Raw genomic sequence first — 15,821 nt, forward strand, 5'->3', positions numbered from 1 at the left:
GGGAGTCGTCGTTCGAGCCGGCGTCGTCCGCAGACCGCGGCTTTTTGGCGACGGGACTAGTACAAACGGGTATGGCAGACGACCCGTCCGGAGCCGGTGGCGAACCCGACGACAGACGGCACGACACGTGGGGGTCGGACCCGGGCCTCGGATCGACAGCGGACTCCGAGTCGGCCGACGCTTCCGGAGGCGAGGGCACGTGGGATGGGGTCCCGCTCGATCTCTCCGGTTCGAGCGACGATGGAACGAGCGCAGATCCCGATCTCGAAGACGAATACACACCGGAGGCGAACTCGACGCCGATCGAACCCGGCGATCCGGACCTCGAGAACGTGCTGTTCGTCCTGCTAGGCGCGATCGGGATGGTACTTGTCCTCCTTCGGCTGATAACCATCCCGCTCGGCTGATCGGTGAGCGCGCTCGCGTCTGCAGTGACACTTAGTCCCCGATCCGTTCACTTCGAATCGCTCCGTCCGGCCTCTCGGTCGCCGCTCGTCGCGCTTGGCCGATAAAATCAGTCTTGGCTCTCAGTAAACATTTAATCGGGGCGGGACCTAACCCCGCATATGGTCGAATCCCTCGTGGGGAACGTGCCGCTGCTGCTTCTAGTTGCGGGACTCGTGTTGATGGTCCTCGAGGCCCTCTCTCCCGGAGCCCATCTCATCGTGATCGGGATCGCGCTGGTCGGTGCCGGACTCGTCGGCGTGCTCTTTCAACCCGCGGCGAGTCCGCTCGTCCTGGCGGGACTAACGCTCGTGATCGGACTCGCCGCCGCCTACGTCTACCGGGAGTTCGACTTCTACGGTGGGAAAGGGACTGCACAGACGACGGACTCCGATTCGTTGGCGGGCACAACGGGGTACGTCACCGAGACCGTCACGAATCGCAGCGGCGAGGTCAAACTCGACGAAGGCGGTTTCGCTCCTTACTATAGCGCACGGTCGACCGAGGGTACGATCGAGGAGGGTGAGGAGATCATCGTTCTCGATCCGGGCGGCGGCAACGTTCTCACGGTCGAATCGCTCGACTCGATCGGCGAGGACGAGATCGATCGCGCGCTCGCACGTGAGCGGGCGGCGTCCGAGTCACGCGAACGAGAGGCCGCAGACGGCGGCGACGAACTCGACGACACGAGGTCCGAAGTCGATCGCGAACCCGAAACGGAGAAATCGAATTGAGGAATGCGAACAGTCAACATATGTTGGCGGAATAAGGGAACGCTTTTCTCCCCCCCACCGTAACCCTGAAATATGGTTGCACAATTGTTCCCCCTACAGACCACCGGCGCTGCCCTGCTGATCGTCGGAGTGCTCGTTCTGGTCGTCGTCATCGCCGCACTCCTCAGCGCAATCGAAATCGTTGCCGCCTACGAGAAACGCGCCCTGACCGTCTTCGGCGAGTACCGCAAACTCCTCGAGCCGGGTATCAACTTCGTCCCGCCGTTCGTCTCGAACACGTACGCGTTCGACATGCGAACCCAGACGCTGGACGTCCCCCGGCAGGAAGCCATCACTCGGGACAACTCGCCCGTCACGGCTGATGCGGTCGTCTACATCAAGGTAATGGACGCCAAGAAGGCGTTTCTCCAGGTCGACGACTACAAGCGCGCCGTCTCGAACCTCGCTCAGACGACCCTTCGGGCCGTATTGGGTGACATGGAACTCGACGATACGCTGAACAAGCGCCAGGAGATCAACGCTCGTATCCGCACAGAACTCGACGAACCCACCGACGAGTGGGGCATCCGCGTCGAGTCGGTCGAGGTCCGCGAGGTCAACCCCTCGAAGGACGTCCAGCGTGCGATGGAGCAACAGACCTCCGCCGAGCGAAAGCGTCGCGCCATGATCCTCGAGGCACAGGGTGAACGCCGGAGCGCCGTCGAAAAGGCCGAAGGTGATAAACAGAGCGAAATCATCCGCGCCCAGGGTGAAAAGCAGAGCCAGATCCTCGAAGCGCAGGGTGACGCGATCTCGACCGTGCTTCGCGCGCGATCCGCGGAATCAATGGGCGAACGCGCGGTCATCGACAAGGGAATGGAGACCTTAGCCGACATCGGCCAGGGCGAGTCGACGACGTTCGTCCTGCCACAGGAACTCTCCTCGCTGGTCGGCCGCTACGGCAAGCACCTCTCGGGCAGCGACGTCAAGGAGAACGGCGCGGAACTCGAGAGCCGCGAGTTCGACGAGGAGACTCGCGAACTGATCGGTCTGGACGACATCGCCGAGATCATCGGCGAAATCGATCAGGAAGCTGATATGGACGTCGAGGCGATGGAACAAGAAGCCCAGGCTATCAAAGAAGGGAAGGACACGGCGGATATCACGGATCCCGACGAGGTCATCGAAGAGATGGACCAGGACTTCCAGAGTCAGGCCGACGGCGGCACTGAGATGCCGACCGACGACCCGGAGGAATAATCGGCGGACTGACCGAGGCGGACCTCCACTCGAGCACGGCACTCGTCTCCTCCGCTTCGGCTCCTCTCGTCCACTGACAATTTCTTTCGAGGCCGCCGAACGACCGCTCGACAGGCCCCTCCGTCTCGAATTCAGTCACCGGGTAAACAGCTACTACCGATCACCGATCGAAACGGTCCGATCGCTAACTGGTCGTTTTCGGTGAACAAAGCGGAGCGAAACCTGTTTTACGGGTCGCCTCTAAGGGGCCGTAAGCAGCCATGACATCACCCGACGGGGTCGACGACGAGAAACGTGCGACCCTGCGCCGATTCGCAGCCCTCGGTGCTGCTTCTCCGCTGGTCGGACTCTCCGAGTCGGCAGCGGCCGAGACGGGTGAAAGCGACGCGCGCGACGCCATCGCCGGGTACCTTTCTACGACGCCGGGTGCGCACTTCTCGAAGATCCGGGACGACCTCCAACTCGGAACCGGCGAAACCCAACACCACCTTCGGCGACTCGAGGAGGTCGATGCGATCGAGCGCTATCGCGACGGCGATTACAAGCGGTTCGTTACGGCCGGCAGATTCGACGAGTTCGAAAAGCGGGCGCTCGGCTACCTCCGGCGGGAGACGCCACGCGGGATGTTGATCGAACTCCTGTTGAATCCGGATGTGACGGCTGGCGACCTCGCGACGGCGCTCGACGTCTCACCGCCGACGGTCAGCAAGTACGCCGGCGAACTCGAGGAAGCTGGATTGCTCTCTCGGGACAGTGGGTACACGGTCGAACGACCGGAGACCGTACTGGTCCTCGTCGTCCGCCACGCGGATTCGTTCGGGACTCGAGCGCGGACGCTCGCGCGGAAGGCCGATCAATTTCTGACGTACGACGTCTGAGAGACGAACCCCGAAGGTGCTACTACGGGACTGCCCGACACGGGGAGTAAGGAGTAAGAACGGATTACCCGACGAATCATACGGGTTCGACCACGTCCAGTAGCTCTCTGAGCGACCGGATCTCGTACGTGGCGTGTACGGGACGTTCGCACTCGCGGTTGTGCGGTCGCCGAACGAACGCGGTCTCGAGGCCGGCCGCACGGCCGGCTATGACGTCTTTCGGCGAATCGCCGACGTAGATTCCGTCGGCGACGCCGAGGTCGGCGAGCGCATCTTCGAGGTAATAGGGATCGGGTTTGCGCCGCTCGTAGCCTGCGAAGGTCGGATCTCGTCCGCGCACGACGTCGAAGTCGAACCCGAAGTAGTCGGCGACGAACGCGGCGGTTTCATGGCGGTTGTTGGTGACGAGACCGACCGTCGTTCGATCGGTCAGGTCGTCGATCGCGTCGATATCCTCGTACGTCACTCGCTCTCCGGTCCGTATCCGGTCGTGGGTTCGACTCGAGGCGTGGGTCTCCTTCAATTCCCAGAACAGCGCGGGGTCGATCTCGAGATCGGTGCAGTGATCCCGAATTCGTTCGTGATCGTGGCGTCTAAAATCGCGGTGCTGGGACGGGGTCGGATCGGCCTCCAGTTCGGCGAGGGCGGCGTCAGCGGCGTCGGCGTACACCTGCGGGTCAGTCCGCGGGCCCTTGAGGATCACCCCGTCCATGTCGAAGAAGACTGCCGACGTCATGTATCGATTCTGTCGGGACTCGAGATACAAAGGCGTTCGGCGTCTTCGAGTGCCGGCGCGCCGTTAAAGCGGTGAGTGAACGGAGGGGAGAACCGCGTTCGACTTCGATACCGTCTCCGGTTAAACGTCGACTTTCCAGGTCGTACTTGAGGAGTAACCCCATTTTTCGATCTCGACATCGTACTCGCTGTTCTGGAGTGCGGTGATGTTCGAGCCGACCTCTTTCGCGGTCATTCCGAGCTCCTGGCCGATAAGACGGGATTTGAAGTACGTTTTCGTCGCCGCGTTCTCCCGGAGGTACTCCAGAATCTGCCGTTGTTTACTCGTGAGGTCGGGGGCCATTGCAGTACTCATACACCGTGGAATGACAGGAATACCCTTAGGGGGTTTGGTACGCGCAGTTAACCCACTCCCGTCGTGCGGTTTTCCCGACGAGTAATCGAGGAATAATTGGGTAGAAAGCTTTCGTTGGTACGACCGGTTAAACAATCTCCAGGAGAGATTGTCGCATGTTCGTGACCATTTCTGCCCACCCGGGTGGCGATTGCGGCCGCCAGAACGGGACACGGTCTCTGTGCGGCCGGTTCGGGTACCGGTCAACTTTCGTCGTCGTAATAGGTTGTTACGAAGGGGCCAAACGAACACGCAACTGCTTCGCCGAGCGCTCGCGTTCGGTCCGTCAGTCCCGCCGTCAGTACACCCGCCGCCCCCTCCGCCTCGGCGACGTGTTCGGTCCCGAGCATCTCGTCCACCACCGGCCCCAGTTCACCTCCCTCTGTGACGCGTTCGGCGATCCGGTCGGGAAGTCGAAGCGTCGGCCCGCCACCTCGCTCCGTTCGGACGCCGTCCGTCGTGACACCCCACATTATCAGTGAGAGCCCCGGCATCGCCTCGAGTCGAGCGATCCCACCTTCGAGGCCGACTCCGTAGTCGGCGTCGGTCGCTGCGAGCGCTCGTCGTGCACGGTTTTCGGCTCCCCTGACCGTTTCGACGATCGTCCGCGGTTGCTCGCCGACGCCAGAGTCGACGTCGACGGCGATAACTGTCGGGTTGTACCGCTCGAGCGTTCGTTCGACTGCGTCGATCTTGACCGGATTCGTGCTGCCGACTGCAATCTCCATACCGGCCGTTCGAGGGGGTCAAAGTTGGCAGCTGCGTTTTGGAGCTGCGGCGCAACATTAATGTTACTATCCCTCATGCTTTTTCAGTCGAATTATCCACTTTCCAGGGGCTTCGGGATACGATTTCGAAACCATTAAACCTCGAGTGTCTGAACGTGAGAGGTAACGAATCCGTCCGGGCTTTTGTGATTGGTTCGGCCGGGAGCATTCGCCATCGCATGACTAACGCACCATCGAAAACGAGAGTACGACGTAGCGAACCACAAACGAACGAACGGGAAACGGAGAGCGAGACGGAGGGCCTCGCTTGCCCCGAGTGTGCGGGCCACCTCGTCGTCGACGATGAGCACGGCGAAACCGTCTGCGAGGACTGCGGACTGGTCGTCGAGGAAGATTCGGTCGATCGCGGCCCCGAGTGGCGCGCGTTCGACGCCGCCGAGAAGAACGAGAAGTCTCGCGTGGGCGCACCCACGACGAACACGATGCACGACAAGGGGCTCTCGACCAATATCGACTGGCGAAACAAGGACGCCTACGGCAACTCGCTCGGCTCACGCCAGCGCGAAAAGATGCAGCGTCTGCGCAAGTGGAACGAGCGGTTCCGGACGCGCGACTCGAAGGAACGCAACCTCAAGCAGGCACTCGGCGAAATCGACCGGATGGCCTCCGCGCTCGGTCTCCCGACGAACGTCCGCGAGACGGCGAGCGTCATCTACCGGCGCGCACTCGACGAGGACCTCCTCCCCGGTCGCTCGATCGAGGGCGTCTCGACTGCCTGCGTCTACGCCGCTGCCCGTCAGGCGGGCGTTCCACGGAGCCTCGACGAAATCGCGGACGTGTCTCGCGTCGAGAAAAACGAGATTGCCCGGACGTACCGGTACGTCGTCCGCGAACTCGGACTCGAGGTCCAGCCCGCAGACCCCGAGAGCTACGTTCCCCGCTTCGCGTCGGGTCTCGAGCTCTCGGACGAAGCCGAACACCGAGCACGGTCGCTCCTCCAGAACGCCAAGGAGAAGGGGGTTCACTCCGGCAAGTCGCCAGTCGGCCTCGCAGCCGCCGCGGTCTACGCCGCTGCGCTCCTGACCAACGAGAAGACGACCCAGGCCGCCGTCAGTGACGTCGCCGACATCTCCGAGGTCACGATCCGGAACCGTTACCACGAACTCCTCGAGGCCGAGGAGACGATCGGACTGGCCTGACCTCGGACCCGCCGCGCAGAATCTCGCCGAAACGATATCGTTTTTGCCGCCCTCGGTCCCAGTGGAGAGCAATGGGACTGAACCTCGACTCGTTCGTGCTCGCGGCGTCGACGGCGGACCTCTCCGACGAGCCTGCGGCCCGCGATCACGCCGACGCGATCGAGTTCCGGATGGATCTGGCCGACGACCCCCTTGCCGCGCTCGAAGCCTACGACGGCGAACTGCCGATCCTCGTGACGAACCGCGCCCCGTGGGAAACCGGCGCAGAACCGAGTTCGGCGGACGGTTCGAGCGGCGAAACGCCGCGCGGTGGCGAGGCCGAAGCGCGTCGACTCGAGGCGCTGGCCGAAGCGACCGCGCTCGAGTCCGTCGAGGCAATCGACGTCGAATTCGAGTCGATACTCGCAGGTGACGCCGACGAACTGCTCGAGACGGCACGGAGCCGCGACGTCACGGTCGTCGCGTCGGCCCACGATTTCGAGGGGACGCCGCCCCGACGCGAGATAGTGCGGACGTTGACAGAGGCGGGCAAGTACGCGGACGTCGCGAAACTGGCGGTCACGGCCGAGTCGAGGGCGGATACGCTCGCACTGTTGTCGGCGACCGAGCAGCTGACCGCCCACGGCGATGCCGTCGCGACGATGGCGATGGGCGACGTCGGGAGTCACACGCGCGCGGTGGCGCCGGTATACGGGTCAAAAATAGGATACGCGCCCGTCGACCCAGCAGAGGCGACTGCACCGGGACAGTACGACCTCGAGACGCTCGCGGAACTGGTTGTACAACTGGACTGATCCGAAAGCAATCGAAATCGGAATGTTAAGGGCAGGGGTCTCCTACCATCCGCACGTACAATGACATGGCTCCGCGCGCTCCTCGCTGCCGGCCTCTCGGTTATCATGCCTGGCGCAGGCCACGTCCTCGTCCGCGACTGGCTCCGTGCCGCTATCTTCGCCGGCATCTTTCTCTCGGCAAGCGCTCTCTTTCTCCCGACCGAGCAGATCGCGGCCACCGGCCCGATAACGAGTCCGAACGAGGTCTTCGAGCAGGCGACGATTATGGCCGAAGAGACCGACGCGATGGCTCAGTTTCTCCTCTCGTTTATCGCCCTGTTCGCCGCGATCGACGCGACTTTTCGTGTGCTCTCCCGACCCGGCGAGAATGGCGACGCGGAGGGGGTGACCTGTCCCGAGTGCGGAAAGGAAGTCGACGAGGACCTCGAATTCTGTCACTGGTGTACGACGCGACTCGAGCCGAAGACGTCCGACGAAGAGCCGGGTCGCTCGTGAACGCACGGAAGCGGTCGCCGTTCGGATCTAGCCCGTCGTCGGCCCCGCCCGTCCAGTATCGCGAGAACGACTCGTGATATAACCACACTAGTAGTGTATCGTCGGTGCCCTTTTGCTGTCTCGTCGGATACCGAGGCGCACCTCGTCGACTGCAGATGCATTCGGCGGGAGTGATCTGAATGCGAACGAACGGAAAACAACGCGACGAACGGGACGTCACGGCCGATTTCGACATCGATCAGTATGTGAGCTACGCGGACGGCGACGGGACGATCATCACCGACCGGCAGAATCCGTCCGCGTGGATTCGGTCGACGGATATGCGGCCGTGTGTCCGATAGGCTGGGAGCCACCCGACGAATCGAACCTGATTCGCTCCGATGACGAAACTGGATATCGATCCGGTCTGCATCGCCCTTCCCGACCTCACCATCGGTGATCGGAACGTGACGGCGACGGGCGCTGTCAGCGGCAACGGCGACAGACGAATTCGGAGGCGCGATCGGTTTCGAGCTGCGGTTGCGGGTAGTACCGGCCGCACTCAGAACACCACGTCCAGTAGATCCAGTGCGGGCCAGCTTCTTCCATGGTGTGTGTACCCCCTGCGGACGTGGTTTCAGCGTCAGCCCGTTCGATCGTGATGGACTCCGTGGAAACATCGGTAACCGTTCCGTCGATGGGCGCGTGTTGGGCCACGCTGATACCGTCAGCCGGTTGTGCAATCATCTCATCCGCCTGTACCTCGTCTGCGGCCTGGACGATCGGTTCGCTCGGGGTAACCACGCCTTCGAAGTCGGGATTCGTGATCAACGGAACCTCGACCCTGTCCGGCGAGAGCGTCTCCGTTAGTTCCGTTTCGTGGCTCGACTGCTTCCAGGCCGCCGTCGCGAGAACGTTGACCCGACCGCCACTTCCGAGGCGATTCTCCGCGACGACTGACTCCTCGATTACGAGCAGACAGTTCGTTCGCTTGCGGACACCGAACTTCTCCGGGGACTGTTCGATTTCGAAACACCACCCCGGGCCGCCGTCAAGGATGATCTCGTTCTCTTCGAGGTCTGTCGATCGACCCGCGGCCTCGAGGAGTGCCGTTGCAGGCGTGCCGACTGGTACTCTGAGGAACCGGTGGTCCGGGACCCGGCCATCGACGTGAATGAACTTCTCGGTCGTTGGCTCACCCTCGACGAGCGCACGATAGACGTTGAAAAGCGTCTCCGTATTCTGGACGATCCAGCCGTAATCCATCGGTAACTTCTCGCCTTGCATGACGGTGTCCGCGACAATCCGCATCAGTACACTTTCCATCCCGAACTCGTACTTGTCCGCCGTGTAGGCGATTGTGATACCGGTTTCGTCGCCGTCGATCGGGAGGTCAGCCGGTTCGTAGATCGTTGCGTCGGTCGCCGCCTCGAGTTCGCCCAGCCACTCGTCTCGGTCGGCCTGCTTTGCACTGATAACGATTCGATCGAACGCGTGGTCGAGCAGTCCGTCGAACAGGGACGACAGTTCGTCGGTTCGTTCACGGCCCAGCCACTTGTCCATGTAGTAATTCGGTTCGCTCTCCTGGTGGTTGACGAGCAACGAATCGACTTCCTCGAGTCGTTCCCACTTGGCGTACGTCGGAAAACCGGCACCGCCTGCCCCTGCCAGGCCAGCATTGCGCAGCGTCACCGCGAACTCGGGCGGTTCAACCGCTCTCACTTTCTCTCGAGTGACGCTCATAGTCCGGCTAGTAGATCCGCGGCGACCACTATAGGTTGGTGACAATGTTTCCCTAAATTAATAGAATAATTGAATGTTAGCATCCGAATTGATGTAACAATTGGAGATAATTCACTGATGTGTTGAAAAATAGTTGTTTTCTGACCGTGTCCGACGACTGTTGTGGTGTATGTTACCAATTAACTATGTAGGATGTGAGAGGGGTGGGTGAAAGCCGTTATAGTGCTGAACAGGCGCAAAACCCACGACTGAACAGTAGGTGCCGAACCTCCAAACAGATGCGTCCAGTTCTCGACCGCAGGGTCAAGATTAACCAGTCAACTAGTGTTCACTCCTTGAGCAAACACATTCATCAGACAATCAATTGACCGCAGAAGGGAATGAATGTAGCCTTGCCAGTCGGCAGCAGCGTGCTGACCCGGGTCGGCCCGGGTCAGCCGCCGCACTCTCTGCTAACTGTCTGGAAGAGACAATACAAATAGCCGAAACAGGGCTGTCGAGACTGCCGGCCGGTCGGTCAATACTCGCTGCTCAACGAGAACCAGACACACCAGAATCCAAAGATTGTACAACGCCACAGCGAACAGAAACTCGAACAGTCGCACCGCGAACGTCGGCGACGACGTTCGCGGGAGAAACTCTCCGATCTTCCGATAGGACGTCTCTATCCCCCAGCGACGGCGGTACGCTTCCGCAAACGGTTCGGCGAACTCCACCGAGACGTCACAGTTCGTTACCAGACAGAACGAGTCGTCGTCCCGCGTTCGGTGCGGGACGACGACGAGTGTTACCGATATTCGTCCCGTCGGTGGTTGTTTCCGGACCATCTCGTAGTTGGTGACGAATGTCTCCTCGTCATGGGCGTCAAGCACGCGCTTGACGCCCGGTGTCTTCGGCGCGCGTACGACGAACCTGACGTCCAGATCAGCCAATGTTTGAACAAGTGAAACCCGGTAGAAACTCCTGTCGCAGTAGACGCGGTTGATCTGGACGAACTGGCGAGCGATCTCGATGAGTCGGCGGATGGACTCCCGCAGCGTGCGGGAGTCATCCGCCTCGATCGATTCCCACGCCAGTGTCAGCCGAACCGCTGGATCGACGACACAGAGCGTCACAAATGCGTAGGCAAGGTTCGTTCCACGGTCTGGATTGATCGCACAGACGTGCGGTGTCTCGGCCGAGCCGTAGTAGAGCCACTCGTGAATATCGAGCGCGACGTCGACAGGACGAGCGAACGCCCGCTGCTGGCGGGCGTGAGCGAACGTGGCTGCCCGGACGCCATCGAACTGGGCGCCGATGGCGTCCGGGCTTAGTCCACGAAGATGGTAGAGAAGCGATTTCGCGAGCGGACTCCGTTGCTGAAGGTCAATGTCTTCTCCTCGAGCGAGCTGCAGTTCTTTCGCGGTCGTATGGACAAACTCGCCGTCGAAGGCACTTCGAGCGAGGACTTTCTCAAAGTCCTCGCTCGAATACTGCCCGTTCGATTTCGTCGCAAAATCGAGCCGCGTGAACAACAGAGAGGTAGCTGCACGAGATAGGTGTTTTGCCTCGGTCGCATGGATCATACTGTTGATTCGTCACCGACGACGAAAACGACGACTTAGCTACTTCGGCACCTACTGTGAAGTCGTGGGTTTTGCGCTGTACACATCCTGCAGGCAACGCTTTTGAGTGGTGCCCGCGTCGCTTGTCGTGTCGGTCCGAAGGTTACGACCCCTTCGGCAACCGATGGCCCGAAACTGGCGGTTCGAGTGTCCGCCCATCCCGGAAACGGGACGTGCCCTTCGTGGGAACAAAAACCAAGCGTCGGGCTTCAGCACGCGAGACACGTAACTCCGAGTCCGTTGACGCCCCGTTTTGGTTCCGGCGGAACCAAAACGTCGGGTCCGAACAGAGTGAGGATAGGAGTACCGGCGGCGTGGCACCGCCAGCGCCCCATCCCTCGCTACATGGGTCGCGGGCGGGGATTCCAACCCCGCCCGCGACGGTGGCCCGCAAACCTGCAAACACCCAATCCAGCGCGGTGCGGTACGGCGTGGGAAGCCCATGACTTCGGTCATAGGAGGATGTCACTTCTCGATGATGCTCTCCTCGACGGCCTCGCCGAAGTGGCGAGCCGTGTCCTCGTAGTAGATCAGGATCTCGTCACCGGCCTCTAAGTCGGTCACCGCCGTCCGTCCCTTCGCGGCGGCTACCTTGATCGTCTCCGCGTTCTGGAGGAGCGTCTCGATTCGATCGCCGCTCTCGGTCTCGAGGGCGATCCGGAACATCGGCCGCTTCTCGATCTTGACACGGCCGACGATCGCTTCGCGGGTGCTCCCCTCGAGACCGACGATCTGGACGGTGTCGCCGCTCTGGAGTTCCGCGAGGTATTTCGTGCCACCGTCGGGCGTGCGGACATAGGCGTGGACCGCGCCCGCGTTAACCCGGAACGGACGCGAGGCGACGTACGGCGATTCGGCGGTCTCAGCGTGGACGAAGACCAGTCCGCGACTCATCGAGCCGACGAGCATCCCCTCCTCGTGTTCGAGCAGGTTCCCGGTGTCGACACAGACCCGATCAGCGCTGCCGGCCTGTTCGACGGCTACGACTTCGGCGTATTCGAGATCGAGGCGCTCGCGCTCGGCCTCGTCGCGGACCTCGACCGTCTTCCGGATCTCGTCCGGGTCGTCCGAATCTAGCAGGACGGAATCGGCTCCGATCTCGAGCGTTTCGAAGGCCGTCTTGGCCTCCTCGGCGCTTGTCACGCCTGCGACCAGGTCGGTTTCCTCGCCGATGCGCGCGATCAGATTCTCGAGTGGTATGATCGTCCAGTCTTCGCCAACGACGACCGTGTGATCGGCCTCCTCGGCCGCGGTCTCCGCGAAGCGCTCGTACTCCTTGCCGAGGATGCGGACGTACGCGCCTCGATCGAAGTCGCCGTCGCGGCGAAGCGTCGAGAGGTCGGCGGAGCCAGAGAAATCTTCCGGAAGGTCGATCGTCGCGTCGCCTTCACCGCCTTTTCCAACGATGACCGCGTCGGCTTGTGCAACCGGCCCGTCGTCGTTGCTGTCCGCTTCTGCGTCGTCGATGTCGTCGACCAGGGTCACGTCCCCGTCGGTACGGTACGCGGCGACGTTGATATCGCCGAGTTCGCGGACGCGTTCCACGTCGTTCTCGTCGACCAGCACCCAGTCTACACCCGATTCGAGCGCGGCGGTGATCCGCGCCCTGCGGTCGTCCCAATCGCCGATTGCGTCGTCGGCTTTCACCCAGACACTTCGCGTCATAAATCGTCCGTCGGAGGGAATCGGCTTGAACGTGGCGGATCGGACGGCATCGCCGGGCGGCGTCGCGTGTCGCGGCCGACGGTATCGACGACCGCCGAATCAACTCGCGCAGTACCGTTCGGTTCGTCACTCGCCATACTCACGGTAGTAACAATAGTCCCGATAGTAACGATAGTACTGATACTTTCTCATAAATAGATAACATATGCCCGTTCGATCGATCCAGTATGGGCCAGCGCCACCTCGAGACGACGGCCGAACTGACGATCGATCGTGCCGCCCACGGTCTGGAGGTGACTTCCGTAACGGACGTCGCTCGAGCGGCGTTCGATCACGCGGGCGAGGAGGTAATCGGAAAGTTAGGTCTCGACGCGGCCGTTCTGGGTGCCATCCGCCTCGCGTGTCGTCGCACCGGCGTCGGCGAACCTGCTCGCGAGCAGTTCGCGGCCGAGTTCGCCGTCGATCCGGATCTCGTCGTCGCAGCGGATGACGTGTTGGCGGGCCGGCTGAGTTCGCCCGCCGATACCGACGATATCCGTTCGCTTCGACGGCGGCTGATCGTGGCACAGGAAGTCCTCACCGCGGTCGAGTGCGACCGCGGCGCTGGCCCGCAGCTTCCGGGTTCGCACCTCGCTGACGCCGCGCCCTTCCTGCTCGCTCGTGCGAGCAGCCATCTCGACTCCCGTACGGACCGCGAATTCCCGGAGCTGTCTGCGGCGGCACTTCGCGATCACATCGACAGACTCGAGGCCGACCTCATGTTGGCCCGCCTCGGGACGACGCTGTTCACGCTCGTTTCCGACGCGGACTGAGCCGGGTGCCCGTCACGGCGATTCGCCGCTTAGCGCAACTCGCCAGCGTCGTCCATGAGTTTGTGTCGAAACGCTCGATAGGCGTTTTCGCCCCGCTCGGTCAACTCGACGACCCGGCGCCGGCCGACCGACTCGATCGTGACGTAGCCGTCCTCGGCGAGCGGCTCCAGGACGTGCGTATCGAGGACGCGAAACGCGCCCTTGTCTTCGGCGCTGCGTTCGTCGGGCGAGCGCCGATCAGCCATGAAGGAGAGATCGGTATCCCGGGCGTACTCGATGAGGTCTTTCTTCTTCGGCGGCGACGTCCGGTCGGCGTGGAATCCCTCCCACGCGCCGGGCTCGGACAGGAACTCCATGATCGCGACCTGATCGCGCGTCGGCGATTCGATGGGATAGGTCGGAACCTGCTCTATCTCGTCGACGCCGAAGGAGATCGGTTCGGTCGTCCCGTCGTGGGCGTACTCCGACGGTTCGACGTAGTAGGCGTGGGCGTCGGTCGAGACGTCCATGCAGGCGATCGTTGCGCCGATCGCCGGAATCGTGCCGGCCCCCGAGACGTTTACGTACACCTGGTCGTCGGCGTGGATGTCCGCGATTGTCGTTACGTCACCGAGGACCGCGTAGACGTCCGTCAGATCGCACTCCCAGGTTCGGACCTCGGGAACGATCGTTCCGAGTTCGTCGCGTAACTCGTCGTGATAGTCTGCCGGCGCTGTAGCGTTTCGCTCGATGTACCCGTCGTCATCCGCTGGTCGCGTGTCCCCGTCCGGGTGTCTGTGACCGGCGGTGCTGTCGTCCTCGAGGAGGTAGACCAGGTCGGCCCGCTGGTCACGGATCGGCTCTACGATCCGCTCGTACTCGTAGCCAAGCGGGACGACGTGGACTCGCTTCACGACGTCCATACCCCGAGAGGTGTGTCGGTGAAAATAACTGCTGTGGATTCCACGGCGGGGATCGAGCCAGTTCCCGGGCGACCGAACCGGGAATCCCGCCATCGGCGAAACGTTGAGAAGACCTGAACCCCTACGACGTGACAGATGGCCGTCTACGACGCGATCTGTTTCGATCTCGACCGGACTCTCTGCGAATCGACCCAGGACGCGGTTGCGGTGCTCGAGTCGACGTTCGATGGCGCTGACTGCGAACAGTTCTGTACGCCTGCGGAGCTTCGAGCCGCCGTGCCCGACCTGCCGAGTACCGGAACGGATCGTGAGTTCTACGACACGCTTTTTACCGAAGTCGCACGACGGGCCGGCGTCGATACGTCCGTCGCACCGACGCTGACGACTGAGTATCTCGACCGTCGGGATCCGACCGCCGTACAGTTCCGACCCGGCGCCCGGGCCGCGCTCGAACACGCCAGCGATCGAGGCCGGGTCGGCCTCATAACGAACGGCGGGCGGACGACCCAAACGGAGAAACTTCGGTCGCTGGGTATCGAGGACGCCTTCGACGTGCGAGTCTTCACCGAACCGAGCGCCGGCATTCACCCGAAACCCAGCGCGGCCCCCTTCGAACGCGCACTCGCCGAACTCGAGGTCGCACCTGATGCAGCGATCCACGTCGGCGACTCCTTACACGCCGATGTCGCGGGCGCCAACGCGATGGGGATCGATTCGGCCTGGCTCGACCCCGGTCGCGACGACGGCCCCCGCGACCACGAACCGACCTACGAACTCGCGTCGCTCGAGTCGTTCGAGACGATCGTCTGAGCGACGTGTAGTCGCTTTCGACGATGAAGTCGTTCACGCACGCTGTTCGTCTGGCAACAGGTCCGTGTGAACCACGGCGCGGTACTGACTCTCGGTCCCCTCCTCGAGTCGCTTGAGCAGCGCGGCGGCCGCCGAGAAGTTCTCTGGAAGTTCGAACGGGTCGTCGTCGGCTTCGTCGCGTTGTTTGCAGCGCTTGACGAACGCGACGAGTTTACTGTAGGTCTCCGAGCGGGCGTAGACCACGCCGATGTCACGATCGAAGCTCTCGCGCCAGGTTTCGATCACCGGTTCGCTCGCGCGCCGGGGCCGTTGCAGTCGTTCGGCAAGCGCCTCGGTATCGATTTCGGACGCCTGGCCGTCCGCGATGCCGCCGATGGCCGCCTCCAGGTCGTCGGTCTCGACGTCGAGCGCCGGCGCCTCGGCTTCGGCCTCGAGCAAGTCCGCGAACGCTTCGACCTCTTCGCGGCGAACTGCGATGGGGTAGACGAAGTCGTGCGTCTCCTTCGGCAGCGTGTACGACTTCGCCGCGACGCCCTGTTCGCCGGGGCCTGATTTCCCCAGCATCAACTCGAGTAGTCCCATATGTGAAACAGGTAGAGTGAGCCGAATAAGTGTTCCGCGGTCGACTCGAAACGAACCATCGACGACCGCGCGCTGGACGCCTCG

Annotated in this window: 18 protein-coding genes; 10 read left to right on the forward strand and 8 right to left on the reverse strand. The window is 62.3% G+C overall.

Features of this window, described 5'->3' with window-relative positions:
- Positions 1-71 precede the first annotated feature (71 nt).
- The 4 genes from NJU76_RS10030 (at position 72) to NJU76_RS10045 (ending at position 3,295) form a co-directional block, all read left to right on the forward strand.
- A complete protein-coding gene (locus NJU76_RS10030) occupies positions 72-407 on the forward strand; it encodes a DUF7312 domain-containing protein (RefSeq protein ID WP_254528089.1) in 336 nt (111 codons plus the stop codon).
- A 159-nt stretch (positions 408-566) separates the two neighbouring features.
- Positions 567-1,178 (forward strand): NfeD family protein, encoded by a 612-nt coding sequence (locus tag NJU76_RS10035; RefSeq protein WP_254528090.1) that lies wholly within the window; start codon positions 567-569, stop codon positions 1,176-1,178.
- 72 nt (positions 1,179-1,250) lie between these two features.
- The gene (locus tag NJU76_RS10040) at positions 1,251-2,417 is read left to right on the forward strand and encodes an SPFH domain-containing protein (RefSeq protein WP_254528092.1); all 1,167 of its coding nucleotides are present in this window, start codon (positions 1,251-1,253) and stop codon (positions 2,415-2,417) included.
- Between the two features lie 260 nt (positions 2,418-2,677).
- Complete coding sequence (locus tag NJU76_RS10045) at positions 2,678-3,295, forward strand: winged helix-turn-helix transcriptional regulator (RefSeq protein ID WP_254528093.1); 618 nt, start codon at positions 2,678-2,680, stop codon at positions 3,293-3,295.
- A gap of 76 nt (positions 3,296-3,371) precedes the next feature.
- Here the strand turns inward: NJU76_RS10045 and NJU76_RS10050 are convergent, their stop codons facing one another.
- From NJU76_RS10050 to yjjX, 3 genes are all read right to left on the reverse strand, one after another.
- Positions 3,372-4,031 (reverse strand): HAD family hydrolase, encoded by a 660-nt coding sequence (locus NJU76_RS10050; RefSeq protein ID WP_254528094.1) that lies wholly within the window; start codon positions 4,029-4,031, stop codon positions 3,372-3,374.
- A 120-nt stretch (positions 4,032-4,151) separates the two neighbouring features.
- Complete coding sequence (locus tag NJU76_RS10055) at positions 4,152-4,373, reverse strand: DUF7123 family protein (RefSeq protein WP_254532451.1); 222 nt, start codon at positions 4,371-4,373, stop codon at positions 4,152-4,154.
- Between the two features lie 254 nt (positions 4,374-4,627).
- Complete coding sequence (yjjX, locus tag NJU76_RS10060; RefSeq protein ID WP_254528095.1) at positions 4,628-5,152, reverse strand: inosine/xanthosine triphosphatase; 525 nt, start codon at positions 5,150-5,152, stop codon at positions 4,628-4,630.
- A gap of 218 nt (positions 5,153-5,370) precedes the next feature.
- Between yjjX and NJU76_RS10065 the strand changes: the two genes are divergently transcribed.
- The 4 genes from NJU76_RS10065 to NJU76_RS10080 all read left to right on the forward strand — a co-directional run bounded on the left by NJU76_RS10065 (position 5,371) and on the right by NJU76_RS10080 (position 7,981).
- Entirely contained in the window at positions 5,371-6,351 is a 981-nt protein-coding gene (locus NJU76_RS10065; protein ID WP_254528096.1) for a transcription initiation factor IIB, read from the forward strand.
- 71 nt (positions 6,352-6,422) lie between these two features.
- Positions 6,423-7,145, forward strand: a complete 723-nt coding sequence (locus tag NJU76_RS10070) for a type I 3-dehydroquinate dehydratase (protein ID WP_254528099.1) — start codon at positions 6,423-6,425, stop codon at positions 7,143-7,145.
- Between the two features lie 60 nt (positions 7,146-7,205).
- Positions 7,206-7,640, forward strand: coding sequence for a zinc ribbon domain-containing protein (locus NJU76_RS10075; RefSeq protein ID WP_254528101.1), 435 nt, complete (start codon positions 7,206-7,208; stop codon positions 7,638-7,640).
- A 179-nt stretch (positions 7,641-7,819) separates the two neighbouring features.
- A complete protein-coding gene (locus NJU76_RS10080; RefSeq protein ID WP_254528103.1) occupies positions 7,820-7,981 on the forward strand; it encodes a DUF7331 family protein in 162 nt (53 codons plus the stop codon).
- Positions 7,982-8,105: 124 nt separating this feature from the next.
- Here the strand turns inward: NJU76_RS10080 and NJU76_RS10085 are convergent, their stop codons facing one another.
- The 3 genes from NJU76_RS10085 to NJU76_RS10095 form a co-directional block, all read right to left on the reverse strand.
- The gene (locus NJU76_RS10085) at positions 8,106-9,362 is read right to left on the reverse strand and encodes an NADH dehydrogenase subunit (RefSeq protein ID WP_254528105.1); all 1,257 of its coding nucleotides are present in this window, start codon (positions 9,360-9,362) and stop codon (positions 8,106-8,108) included.
- A 452-nt stretch (positions 9,363-9,814) separates the two neighbouring features.
- Positions 9,815-10,927, reverse strand: a complete 1,113-nt coding sequence (locus NJU76_RS10090) for a transposase (RefSeq protein WP_254528107.1) — start codon at positions 10,925-10,927, stop codon at positions 9,815-9,817.
- Positions 10,928-11,431: 504 nt separating this feature from the next.
- The gene (locus tag NJU76_RS10095; protein ID WP_254528109.1) at positions 11,432-12,631 is read right to left on the reverse strand and encodes a 3-dehydroquinate synthase II; all 1,200 of its coding nucleotides are present in this window, start codon (positions 12,629-12,631) and stop codon (positions 11,432-11,434) included.
- Positions 12,632-12,858: 227 nt separating this feature from the next.
- On the opposite strand from NJU76_RS10095, the gene NJU76_RS10100 reads away from it, so the two are divergent.
- Positions 12,859-13,443 (forward strand): hypothetical protein, encoded by a 585-nt coding sequence (locus NJU76_RS10100; protein ID WP_254528111.1) that lies wholly within the window; start codon positions 12,859-12,861, stop codon positions 13,441-13,443.
- Between the two features lie 29 nt (positions 13,444-13,472).
- On the opposite strand, the gene NJU76_RS10105 is transcribed toward NJU76_RS10100, so the two are convergent.
- Entirely contained in the window at positions 13,473-14,345 is an 873-nt protein-coding gene (locus NJU76_RS10105) for an HFX_2341 family transcriptional regulator domain-containing protein (protein ID WP_254528112.1), read from the reverse strand.
- A gap of 135 nt (positions 14,346-14,480) precedes the next feature.
- Between NJU76_RS10105 and NJU76_RS10110 the strand changes: the two genes are divergently transcribed.
- Positions 14,481-15,155 carry an HAD family hydrolase gene (locus tag NJU76_RS10110; protein WP_254528114.1) on the forward strand — a complete coding sequence of 225 codons (675 nt, stop codon included), beginning with the start codon at positions 14,481-14,483 and terminating at the stop codon, positions 15,153-15,155.
- A gap of 33 nt (positions 15,156-15,188) precedes the next feature.
- Here NJU76_RS10110 and NJU76_RS10115 read toward each other — a convergent pair whose 3' ends face one another.
- Positions 15,189-15,737, reverse strand: a complete 549-nt coding sequence (locus NJU76_RS10115) for a hypothetical protein (RefSeq protein WP_254528115.1) — start codon at positions 15,735-15,737, stop codon at positions 15,189-15,191.
- Positions 15,738-15,821 lie beyond the last annotated feature (84 nt).

Source organism: Natrinema gelatinilyticum (assembly GCF_024266705.1).
Taxonomy (GTDB): Archaea; Halobacteriota; Halobacteria; order Halobacteriales; family Natrialbaceae; genus Natrinema; species Natrinema gelatinilyticum.